This is a genomic window from Phenylobacterium sp. (assembly GCF_031425575.1).
Taxonomy (GTDB): Bacteria; Pseudomonadota; Alphaproteobacteria; order Caulobacterales; family Caulobacteraceae; genus Phenylobacterium.
Window position 1 is genome coordinate 1 of record NZ_JANPJP010000316.1, and the last position, 10,554, is coordinate 10,554.

Genomic DNA, 10,554 nt, shown 5'->3' on the forward strand with positions numbered 1-10,554 from the left:
GGGGTGATTGACCCCGAGCTCTCCAAGCTGCTCTCAGCCGTGGTGGCGCTCTCCATGGCCTTCACGCCGCTGGCCTTCCTGGCCTACGAGAAGCTGGTGCTGAGCCGCGAGGCCGGGCCGGGCGCGGAGCCGGATCACATCCCCTATGACGAGGGCGAGCCCGAGGTGATCGTCGCGGGCTTCGGACGGTTCGGCCAAATCGCCGCGCGCCTGCTGATCGCCAACGACTTCAATGTGGTGACCCTGGACTCCAGCATCGAGCAGATCGAGCTGCTGCGGGCCTTCGGTCGCAAGGTCCACTACGGCGACGCCAGCCGCATGGACCTGCTGCGCACCGCCGGCGCCGAGAAGGCCCGGCTGCTGATCGTGGCCATCGACGACAAGGACAAGGCCGTGGAGCTGGTGGAGGCCGCCAAGCTGGCCTTCCCCAACCTGACGATCCTCTCAAGGGCCTGGGACCGGCGGCACGCCTATGACCTGCTGGCCCACGGCGCCGATGACGTGGAGCGCGAAAGCTTCGAGGGCAGCCTGGCCATGGGCAAGCGCGCCCTGATGCGCCTGGGCTTCAGCGAGCGCCGCGCGGTGGGCGCGGCGGCCGCCTTCCGCAAGCTGGACCGCAAGCTGTTCGAGAAGCTGGCGCCCGCCTATGGCCAGGAGGAGAACTATGTCCTGGCCAGCCGCGACTCCACCGAGACCATGGAGCGGCTGCTGAACGCCGAGATGCGCCGGGTGGGCGAGGAGGAGGTGGAGGAGGAGGAGGACGCCTCCCCCGCCAGACGGGTGGAGAAGGATCGCCAGCCGGTGTAAGGGGCGGACATGACCCAAGCCGCCATCCTTCCCGTGTCCTTCAAGGCCTTCGGCGCCGACTTCGAGGGCTTCTCCCAGGCGCTCGGCGACAGTTTCGCCCGCTACGGCTTCGCGGTGATCTCCGACCATGGCCTGCCGGACGCGAAGATCGCCGCGGCCACCGACGCCACCAAGGCCTTCTTCGCCCAGCCCGAAGAGGTGAAGACGCGCTACGTGGTGGGGACCGGCGGTCAGCGGGGCTACACCCCCTTCGGCATCGAGACCGCAAAGGACGCGGCCCATTTCGACCTGAAGGAGTTCTGGCACATGGGGCGCGACCTGCCGCCCGGCCATCCCTATCAGGAGGTGATGCCGCCGAACGTCTGGCCGGTGGAGGTTCCCACCTTCGTTTCCGACGTGGCCTGGCTTTACGACGCCCTGGACGCGCTGGGGATAAAGGTCCTGGAGGCCATCGCCACCTATCTGAAGCTGGACCGCCACTTCTTCGACGCCACGGTGAACGACGGCAATTCGGTGCTGCGCCTGCTGCACTATCCGCCGGTGCCCAAGGACGGCCCCAACATCCGGGCCGGGGCGCACGAGGACATCAATGTCATCACCCTGCTCCTAGGCGCGGAAGAGGCCGGGCTGGAGGTGCTGGACCGCGACGGCCAGTGGCTGGCGATCAATCCGCCGGCCGGCTCCGTGGTCTGCAATATCGGCGACATGCTGCAGCGCCTGACCAACCACCGCCTGCCGTCCACCACCCACCGGGTGGTGAACCCGGCGCCCGAGCGCCGCGGCTTCCCACGCTACTCGACGCCGTTCTTCCTGCACTTCAACCCCGACTACGAGATCAGGACCCTGACCTCGTGCGTGGATGCTCAGCATCCCGACCGCTACCCCGCGCCGATCACCGCTGATGAGTTCCTCAAGGAGCGTCTGCGCGAGATCAAGCTGCTGTAGAAGGCGCAGCCCGTTCCTCCCCGTAAACGGGGCAGGAAAGGTTGAGCGCCACACCCACATTCCTGCGTAGAGATCGGGCAGTCGATTTTTGACGGTCACGGACATTTAACCCTGCGGGGTCATCGTCCCGCCCAGTGCTCAGGGGAGATGACATGGCCAAAAAGGACGGGGTTTCGCATCGCGAAGCCGAACGTCTGGCCGCCGTCGGCGGACTGGACCTCGCGGAATTGAGGCCAACCTTGGCGCGTATCGCGCGCTTGGCGCAGGCCTATGCCAAGTCACCAAATTGCGACGTCGTTCTGGTGGAGGGCGCGTTGACCTGGCACGCCTCAAGGCCAGAGGGCTGGAAGAGCGACGTCCGCAGCGACGAGTCGTTCGCCGCCGCCATCCTGGAGTCCGACGAGGTCCTTTGGATCAAGGACGCCAGCAAGGACCCCCGATTCAAGACCCACAAGGGCGTCACGGGAGCGCTCTCCATCCGCTTCTGCGCGGGCGCCCCGATTCGCCTGCCCGATGGCCGTGGCGTGGGGGCGGTCATCGTCTCCGACACCAAGCCAAGGACCTTTGACCGCGATTTCGCCGACTATCTGATCGACCTGGCGGCCCTGGCCGCCGACGAATGGAAGCGCCACAACGCCCGCGAGGACCTCGCCAAGGCCGCCGGGGAGGTGGCCGCCGCCCGCAACATGATCTCCGCCTTCGTCCAGGCCGCGCCGGTGGCGCTCTGCATGGTCGACAAGGAGATGCGGGTGATCCAGGCCAGCCCCCGCTGGCGCGCCGAGCGCCAGAGTGAGGATGTGGCCGGCCAGAGCCTGTATGAGGCCTATCCCGACACCCATCGCTGGGCGCCGGTCTACAACCGCTGCCTCAAGGGCCAGCAGGTGCAGCACGACCGCGTGCCGGTGAACCTGCCCGACGGCCGCCGCCTGTGGGCGAGGGTGGAGATCAACCCCTGGCGCGAGGCCGACGGCGAGATCGGCGGCCTGCTGATCATGTCCGTGGACGTCACCCGGACCGCCGACGCCCTGGAGGAGGCCAAGCGCAACGAGGAGCGGCTGAAACTCGCCATGGAGATCGGCGAGCTGCGCATGTGGGAGATGGACTGGAAGCGGCGCGAGCTGAACGGCGCCGGCTATCAGTCGCCCCAGGCGGGCGAGGCGGGCGGCTCAACCTACGAGGAGATGAACGCCGACATCTGGCGCGGCATCCACCCGGACGACCGCGACGAGGCCAGGCGCGCCTGGGACGAATATATCGAGGGCGGCGCCCCCTTCCGGCAGGTTTACCGCATGCCGCAGAAGGATGGTCCGCACCATTGGTACTACTCGGCGTGCGAGGCGATCCGCGACGAACGCGGCCGTATCGTCCGGGTGCTGGGGGTGCTGCGCAATATCGACAAGGAGAAGCGCGGCGAACTGGAGCTGGTGAAGGCCAAGGAAGAGGCCGAGACCGCCAACAAGGCCAAGAGCGAGTTCCTGGCCAATATGAGCCATGAGATCCGCACCCCCCTGAACGGGGTGATGGGGATCGCCGGCGCCTTGGCCCGCACCGAGCTCACCGCCGGCCAGGCCGAGATGGTCAACCTGATCGAGACCTCAGCCCAGACCCTGGAAGCCCTACTGACCGACATCCTGGATCTGGCGCGCATCGAGGCCGGGCGCATGGAAATCCGCCCCGAGCCCTTCGACCTGGCCACCTCGGTCAACGCCTGCGCCTCGCTGTTCCATGCCAGCGCGGAGGCCAAGGAGCTGAAGCTGACCGTCGAGATCGATCCCTACGCCGAGGGCTCCTTCAACGGTGACGCGCCGCGCATTCGCCAGATCCTCACCAACCTGCTGGGCAATGCGGTGAAGTTCACCAGCGACGGCGAGGTGAAACTGACGGTCAAGGCGCGGCGCGACGAAACCTCCACCCACCTGACCTTCGAGGTCTCCGACACCGGCATCGGCTTTGACGAGGAAACCCGTCAGCGGCTGTTCGGCCGTTTCCAGCAGGCGGACGGCTCCATCACCCGCAGGTTCGGCGGAACCGGTCTCGGGCTCGCCATCTCCCGCTCCCTGGCCGAGGCAATGGGCGGAACGCTCTCGGCGACCTCTATCCCCGGCGAGGGTTCGACCTTCGCGCTCGATCTGGAGCTGCAGCGCCGCCACGGCGCCGTGGACCTCTGGGGCGAGCATGAGGCGAGCGTCGGCGAAGAGACCGACCTCGACACCATGCGGGTGTTGCTAGCCGAGGATCACCCCACCAATCGACGAGTCGTGGAGTTGATCCTGGGCGCGGCCGGGGTCGACCTGACCTGCGTCGAGAACGGCGCGGAGGCGGTGGACGAGGCGGCCCGGTCCAGCTTCGACCTGATCCTCATGGACATGCAGATGCCGGTGATGGACGGCCTGACCGCCATCCGCGCCATCCGCCGCCGGGAGGGCCGCGAGCAGGCCCATCCCACCCCGATCTACACCCTGACCGCCAACGCCATGCCCGAGCACGCCAAGGCCTCGTCGGAGGCCGGCGCCGACGGCCACATCACCAAGCCCATCACCGCCGATGGCCTGCTGCGCGTCGTGGAGCAGGTCTGGACGGAGAAGGCCGGGGGCGGGGTGGCGGCGCAGGCGCAGGCGCAGGTGGCGAGCGCCTGACCTAGACCGCGCACCCCGGCGAAGGCCGGGGCCCAGATTCATCCGCCGCATTCCGGATTTCCGGCTCAGGTCATGACTTATGATCTGGGTCCCGGCCTTCGCCGGGAGGAGCGGATTTGGGTCAGGTGAGCGTCTTCTCGGCGGACGCCCGCATCGCCGTCACCAGATACTCCGTGAACCCCGCAGCGACGCGCTCGGCGCCGAGCGTGGTCTTCACCCCCTAAGCCGCGGCGGCGCGGCGGTCGGGCTCCAGGGCCTCGTTGATGGCGCTCATCAGGCGTTCGGCCTTGATGGGCTTCTCCACCACCCCGTTCATGCCCTGGGCGATGTAGCCGGCCGCGTCCCAGGGATCGGCGTTGGCGGTCAGGGCCAGGATGGGCACAGCCCCGGCGGGGCCGGCCAGGGCGCGGATGCGGCGGGTGGCGCCGACCCCGTCCAGCTTGGGCATGCGGATGTCCATCAGGATCAGGTCAAACCGGCCTCCGGCGGCCGCGCTCACCGCCGCAAGCCCGTCCTCCACGCTCTCGGTGGTGGCCCCGAACATGTCGCAGAGGGTTTCGGCCACCAGGCGGTTGGTGGCGTTGTCGTCGACGATCAGGATGTGCAGGCCGCCCTCGGCGGTCGCCGAGGCGCCCTGCGCCGGGTCGGCCTCGGAAGGCGCCGGCAGGTCGAAGAGCGGGATGGCGAAGTGCAGGCGCAGGCCGCCCGCCGCGTTGCGCTCCGCCCCGATGGTCCCGCCCATCTGCCCCACCAGCTCGCTGCAGATGGAGAGGCCGAGCCCCGCGCCACCGTACTTCAGGCCCGACTCGGTCTGGCTGAACGGCTGGAAGATGCTGGCCAGCCGGTCCTCGGGGACGCCGACACCGGTGTCGGAGACCTCGCCCTCCACCGCCAGGTGGATCCCCTCGCCGCCGACGCGGAGCAGGACCTCGACACCGCCGGTCTCGGTGAACTTCAGGGCGTTGCCGATCAGGTTGTTGAACACCTGCTTGATGCGGATTTCATCCCCCAACGCCCACTGGTCTGCGGGCCCGTCATAGTCGATGGCGAGGGTGAGGCCCTTGAGCTCGGCGCGCGCGCCCCAGAGGGTGGCCAGGTCGCCGGTGAGGCGGGAGAGCTCGAAGCTCTCCTCGTTCAGCTCCAGGCGCCCCGCGTCGGCCCGCGACAGATCCAGCGCATCGGTGAGCAGGCGCAGCAGGGTCTCGCCGGAATCCTGGATGCCGCGGACATAGGGGATGAGCTCGGGCTGGGCCAGCTTGCGCGCCAGGATGTCGGCGATGGCCAGGACCCCGTTCAGAGGGGTTCGGATCTCGTGGCTCATCACCGCCAGGAACTGTGACTTGGCGGTCAGGGCCGCCTGGGCCTCCAGCTTGGCGCGGTGCATGGCGCCGGCCAGGGCCATCATCTCATCAGCGTGGGCCCGGTTGGCGGCGCTGGTGGCCTGCAGCAGGGAGAGCGCGCTGCCGACCCCGGCATAGAGGCCCGCCTGGGTGACGATGAAGCCGCGCAGCAGCTCCGAGGGCCGTTCGGCCAGAACCTCGCCGCAGAAGGCGGCCACGTCGACGCAGCCCTCCACCATCAGGGGTTCGGCGTTCATCAGCAGGGAGATCGGTCGTCCGGCGTAGAGGGCGCGGCCAAACTGGCCGGCCATGGCCAGGAAGAAGGCGGTGCGTTCCACCAGGCCCACCGGCCGCCGGCCCGCGTCCACCACGGCGATCGCCAGGGCGTCGGGCTCGGCCTGGAACCGCTCGTAGACCTGGGCGCCGGGGGTGTCGGGGGTGATGGGATCTGAAGGCTGGGCAAGGTCGAGAAGGACGCCGGACATGCAAGGCCTCGTACTGGGGATATGCAAGTCTTAGGGTCACGCAAACTAACGCGGAGTGAATCAGTCGGAGGATATACTCACTTTTTGTCCCCTTATTCGTCTTATAACTGTCATGTACCTGTCATTATTGGATTAAGTCGAGTATATTTAGGAACAGATGGAATTTACGTCCTTGCAGCCTTGAATGTTGCGGAGCCCGCGCGGTGGCTTAGGATGGCGCCGTCTCAACCCAAGGGGAGATTATGTCAGAGACTGTGTTCGGGACCCGGGCCTAACCGCCGACCAAGGTTCCTGCTCTTGATGAGCGCCTGTTCGGCCCATGGCCCTTCGTCGTCCGCGCCAGCGCGCGGGCGCGTCCCGTCATGCTCAGTTCCGGACACGCCCTTGAACATTTCCAAAGCGCAGCAACGCACGCTGCACGCCCTGGCCCAAGGCGGCCAGATCATCCTTGAACGCGACTCCAAAGGCGGCGTCGCCCGGGCGACCTGCGTCAGCCGCGACGGCTGGCGCCTGGCCGACTGCGACCTGGCCGTCTTCAAGAGCCTGAAGAAGAAGCGGCTGATCGCCAGCCAGAACGGCCAGCCCTATCGGGTGACCCGCGACGGCCTGGTGAACCTGCGGGCCCAGCTCGACAACCGGACCTCAAGCCGGGGTTGGTGAACCTGAGAGCCTAAGAAAATGGACGCGCGCGGCGCCGTAGTCGCGCGCGTCCAGCACCTCGAAGCCCTCGACGCGGAAGGCCGGCTCGGCCGAGCCGCGTTCGAAGACGATCAGCGCCTCGGTGGCCAGCCAGCCGCCGTCCCGCAGCTTGGCCAGCGCCACCTCCCCCAGGCCCTTGGCGTAGGGCGGATCGAGGAAGGCGAGGTCGAAGGCGGGACCATCCGCTCCCGGACGTTGTCCCAGGTCGACCGCCGAGTGGCGGTGGACACGGGTGCGTCCAAACAGGCCCAGATTGTCGACGTTCTCGCGGATCGCCCCCCGGGCCGCCTCGTCGGTCTCCACGAACAGGCAGAAGGCCGCGCCGCGTGAGAGGGCCTCGAAGCCGAGCGCGCCGGAGCCGGCGAACAGGTCGATGACCCGCAGGTCCCGCAGGCCCTTGGACCAGGCGGCATGCTCCAGGATGTTGAACACCGCCTGACGGGCGCGGTCGGAGGTGGGCCGGGTGGCGTCGCCGGCCGGGGTGACGATCGCCTTACCTCGAAAGTCACCGGAAACGATGCGCATGGGGATACCAGTGTCTCGAGTGGAACAGAGTGTCGGCGAAGCGGGCCGGAACGCCGTGGCGCGGTGGTGGCGCCGAGAGGCTTATCCGCGCCGCTTGGGACCGCCCTTTGGCGCAGCGCCTGGGGGACGCCCAGCGGCTGGCGGAGATCCAGACCGCTTGGGCTTGAAATCGCGCGGCGCGTCCTGGGCGGCGGGGCGGGCGTCTTGCGTCTTGCCGCCGTCCGGCCGCGGGCCCTTGAAGCGGTCGGGACGGCGGGAGTCGGCCTTGGGGCCTTCCTTGCGCTTGGGAACAGCGTCCCGCTTCGCGCCATTGGGGCGCGGGCCCGAACGCGGCGCGTCGGCCCGGGGGCCGCGATCCGGGCGGGGTGTCGCAGGCGAGGGGGCGTCGCGTCGCGGAGGACGGCCCTCGGCCGGGGCCGCGCGCGCGCCTTGCGGACGTGGGGCGTCGGGGCGGGGGCCGCGCTCCGGACGCGGGGCCTCTGACCGAGGCGCCTCCGGGCGCGGCGCACGGGGCTAGGCGCGCAGGGCGGCCAGGCGCGCGTCTGAGCGCGGGGCCCGCGCCGGCCCGCTGGGCGGGATGGCGGCGGGACGGACCTGGGCGACAGGGCCGGCCGGTTTCGGCTTGGTCTTGCGCTTGGGGTGCGGGCTCGGCGTGATGGTGGGTTTGGCCCAGCCGGCCTTGTAGACGGTCTTGGGCTTGGCCGGCATGCCGTCGTCAGGTCCGGTGTGGTGGCCGGCGCCCGGCGCGGTGCGGCCCCGGCGCTGGACGTCGCCGCCGGCCCAGGTGGCGATCGGCTTGGAGAACTGGGCCCGGTCGCCGGTGGGCAGGTTTCCGGCCGCGATGTGGTCGGCGAACTGCTCGCGGATGACGCGAGGCCCGACCTCCTCGATCTCACCCACCGCCAGGGTTCCCAGGGCGAGCGGGCCGTAGGACATGCGGATCAGGCGGTTCACCGTCAGGCCCAGAGCCTCCAGCACGCGCCGGACCTCGCGGTTCTTGCCCTCGGCCAGGGTGACGGTGATCCAGACGTTGGCGCCCTGGGGGCCTTCCTTGGCCTTGTCGAGGTGGGCCTCGATGGCGCCGTAGCTGACGCCCTCGACGGTGATGCCGTCCTTCAGGCTGTCGAGCTTCTCCTGGGTCACCCGGCCGCGCGCCCGGGCGCGGTAGCGGCGCACGATGGCGCTGGCGGGCAGTTCCAGGGCCCGGGCCAGGCCGCCGTCATTGGTCAGCAGCAGCAGGCCCTCGGAATTGAGGTCGAGGCGGCCCACCGAGATCAGGCGCGGCAGGGCCTTGGGCAGGGCGTCGAACACCGTCGGGCGTTCCTGCGTGTCCTTGTGCGTGGTCACCAGGCCGACGGGCTTGTGATAGCGGAACAGGCGGGCGGGCTCGGCGGCCTGAACGAGCGCGCCGTCGACGGTGAGCACGTCATCAGCCTCGACCTTGGTGGCGGGCGTCGTCACCCGCACGCCGTTGACGAACACGCGGCCGGCCTCGATGAGGCGCTCGACCTCGCGGCGGGAGGCGACGCCGGCCCGCGCCATGGCCTTGGCGATGCGTTCGCCGCCTTGACCTGCGGGGTCGTCCTGGGTGTCTTGGGGATCGTGGACCATGATTTTCGCACCATGCGCATCGCGCTCGAAGCCGCGCAAGCCGCAGCCGACCGGGGCGAGACCCCGGTGGGCGCCGTGGTGGTCGATCCGGCCACTGGCGAGGTGATCGCCGTGGGCGCCAACCAGCCCATCGGCAGCCACGATCCCACCGCCCATGCCGAGATCGTGGCGCTGCGGGCGGCGGCGGAAAAGCTCGGCAACTACCGGCTCACGGGCCTGACCCTGGTGGTGACCCTGGAGCCCTGCGCCATGTGCGCCGGCGCCATCAGCCACGCGCGGATCGGAAGGGTGGTGTTCGGGGCCGACGACGCCAAGGGCGGGGCGGTGATCCATGGCCCCCGGTTCTTCGAGCAACCCACCTGCCATTGGCGGCCGGAGGTCATGGGCGGGGTGCTGGCCGAGGAGAGCTCCGAGATGCTGAAGGGCTTCTTCCGGGCGCGGCGCAAGAAGGGAGAGCCCACGTGATGCTGGCGATACTGGCGGCGGCGGCTGTCGCGGCTCCTGCAGACCTGACCTGGATGGCGGGATCCTGGACCCATGAGCAGGATGGGATCGTGACGCGGGAGACCTGGCTGCCGCCGCTCGGGGGCGCGATGTCCGGGGCCGGCCAGACCAACCGGCCGGGGAAGCCGGCACGCTCGGAGTTCATGACCATCACGGCGGAGCCGGCGGGCCTGACCTTCACGGCCCATGTCCAGGGTCAGGCGCCCACGCCCTTCGTGGCGATCCCCAGCGACCCCGGCAGCGCGGTCTTTGAGAACCTGACCCACGACTTCCCGCAGCGGGTCATATACCGCCGCTGCGGGCAGAACCTCTGCGCCGGGATCGAGGGCGTGGTCGCAGGTAAGCCGCGCGCCGAGCACTGGACCTATGTGCGGGCGTCAGCCCCGGAATAGATCCAGCACCGCCGCCAGGTCGGCCGGACCACCCTTCTCCAGCTTCAGCTTGCCCGAGGTCAGCGCGCCCTGCATCGCCGCCGGCGAGGCCATGGCGGCGACGAGCTCGGCCTTGGAGCCCGCCAGGCTTGATGGAGAGCTTCTGGTCGAAGGTCAGGTTGGGGGCCACGAAGCCCCCCGCCCCGCCGCCGCCGAAGGCCGACAGGAAGGGGCCGATACCGACGCTGACGAAGCCGTCCGGCGTCCCCTTGGGCAGGAAGACGCCGTACATGCGGGCCGCGCGGGCGGCGATGGAGGGGGCGGCGACCCCGTTCCACTTGGCGGCCTCCCGCAGCAGGGTCGCCTGGGCGATCACCTTGCCGCCCTTGGCCAGCGGGAAGGCCGAGGCGCCGCTGATGTGGTCGTTGTGGTTGTGGGTGTAGATGATGGCCACCACCGGCTTGCCGCCGGCCCGCGGCGCGAACTCGGCCCAGACCTTCCTGGCCTCCTCCAGGCTGTCGGTGGTGTCGATGATCACCACGCCCGATTTGCCCACCACCATGATCGCATTGGCGATGCCGTAGCCGACGGCGGAGAACACGCCGGGCGCGGGCTCATAGACCTTGGCCGG

Annotated in this window: 10 protein-coding genes; 6 read left to right on the plus strand and 4 right to left on the minus strand. The window is 69.6% G+C overall.

Annotated features, from left to right (window positions below):
• From RMO97_RS17520 to RMO97_RS17530, 3 genes are all read left to right on the plus strand, one after another.
• The coding region (locus RMO97_RS17520; protein ID WP_310542302.1) for an NAD-binding protein at positions 1-807 on the plus strand (807 nt) is incomplete at its 5' end.
• Positions 808-816: 9 nt separating this feature from the next.
• Positions 817-1,752: a 2-oxoglutarate and iron-dependent oxygenase domain-containing protein gene (locus tag RMO97_RS17525; RefSeq protein WP_310542303.1), complete on the plus strand. Its 936-nt coding sequence runs from the start codon at positions 817-819 to the stop codon at positions 1,750-1,752.
• A gap of 152 nt (positions 1,753-1,904) precedes the next feature.
• Complete coding sequence (locus RMO97_RS17530; protein ID WP_310542304.1) at positions 1,905-4,388, plus strand: ATP-binding protein; 2,484 nt, start codon at positions 1,905-1,907, stop codon at positions 4,386-4,388.
• 220 nt (positions 4,389-4,608) lie between these two features.
• On the opposite strand, the gene RMO97_RS17535 is transcribed toward RMO97_RS17530, so the two are convergent.
• On the minus strand, positions 4,609-6,213 hold the full coding sequence (locus tag RMO97_RS17535; protein WP_310542305.1) for an ATP-binding protein: 1,605 nt from the start codon (positions 6,211-6,213) through the stop codon (positions 4,609-4,611).
• Between the two features lie 384 nt (positions 6,214-6,597).
• Here RMO97_RS17535 and RMO97_RS17540 point away from each other — a divergent pair, with 384 nt between their 5' ends.
• Positions 6,598-6,873 (plus strand): YjhX family toxin, encoded by a 276-nt coding sequence (locus tag RMO97_RS17540; RefSeq protein WP_310542306.1) that lies wholly within the window; start codon positions 6,598-6,600, stop codon positions 6,871-6,873.
• Here the strand turns inward: RMO97_RS17540 and rsmD are convergent.
• A complete protein-coding gene (gene rsmD, locus RMO97_RS17545; RefSeq protein WP_310542307.1) occupies positions 6,856-7,437 on the minus strand; it encodes a 16S rRNA (guanine(966)-N(2))-methyltransferase RsmD in 582 nt (193 codons plus the stop codon). The two genes, RMO97_RS17540 and rsmD, sit on opposite strands and share 18 nt — an antisense overlap.
• Positions 7,438-7,950: 513 nt before the next feature.
• Positions 7,951-9,048 (minus strand): pseudouridine synthase, encoded by a 1,098-nt coding sequence (locus tag RMO97_RS17550; RefSeq protein WP_310542308.1) that lies wholly within the window; start codon positions 9,046-9,048, stop codon positions 7,951-7,953.
• Between the two features lie 12 nt (positions 9,049-9,060).
• On the opposite strand from RMO97_RS17550, the gene tadA reads away from it, so the two are divergent.
• A complete protein-coding gene (gene tadA / locus RMO97_RS17555) occupies positions 9,061-9,513 on the plus strand; it encodes a tRNA adenosine(34) deaminase TadA (RefSeq protein WP_310542309.1) in 453 nt (150 codons plus the stop codon).
• On the plus strand, positions 9,513-9,944 hold the full coding sequence (locus RMO97_RS17560) for a DUF6265 family protein (protein ID WP_310542310.1): 432 nt from the start codon (positions 9,513-9,515) through the stop codon (positions 9,942-9,944). Before tadA ends, RMO97_RS17560 begins: the two co-directional genes overlap by 1 nt.
• Here the strand turns inward: RMO97_RS17560 and RMO97_RS17565 are convergent.
• A partial coding sequence (locus tag RMO97_RS17565; RefSeq protein ID WP_310542311.1) for an MBL fold metallo-hydrolase occupies positions 9,835-10,554 on the minus strand: 720 nt, incomplete at its 5' end. The genes RMO97_RS17560 and RMO97_RS17565 overlap by 110 nt on opposite strands.

What these genes read in the sequence shown, in the direction of transcription:
- RMO97_RS17525 (WP_310542303.1), top strand. Translation starts at nt 817, where the DNA reads ATGACCCAAGCCGCCATCCTTCCCGTGTCCTTCAAGGCCTTCGGCGCC.
- RMO97_RS17530 (WP_310542304.1), top strand. Translation starts at nt 1,905, where the DNA reads ATGGCCAAAAAGGACGGGGTTTCGCATCGCGAAGCCGAACGTCTGGCC.
- RMO97_RS17535 (WP_310542305.1), bottom strand. Translation starts at nt 6,213, where the DNA reads ATGTCCGGCGTCCTTCTCGACCTTGCCCAGCCTTCAGATCCCATCACC.
- rsmD (WP_310542307.1), bottom strand. Translation starts at nt 7,437, where the DNA reads ATGCGCATCGTTTCCGGTGACTTTCGAGGTAAGGCGATCGTCACCCCG.
- RMO97_RS17550 (WP_310542308.1), bottom strand. Translation starts at nt 9,048, where the DNA reads ATGGTCCACGATCCCCAAGACACCCAGGACGACCCCGCAGGTCAAGGC.
- tadA (WP_310542309.1), top strand. Translation starts at nt 9,061, where the DNA reads ATGCGCATCGCGCTCGAAGCCGCGCAAGCCGCAGCCGACCGGGGCGAG.
- RMO97_RS17560 (WP_310542310.1), top strand. Translation starts at nt 9,513, where the DNA reads ATGCTGGCGATACTGGCGGCGGCGGCTGTCGCGGCTCCTGCAGACCTG.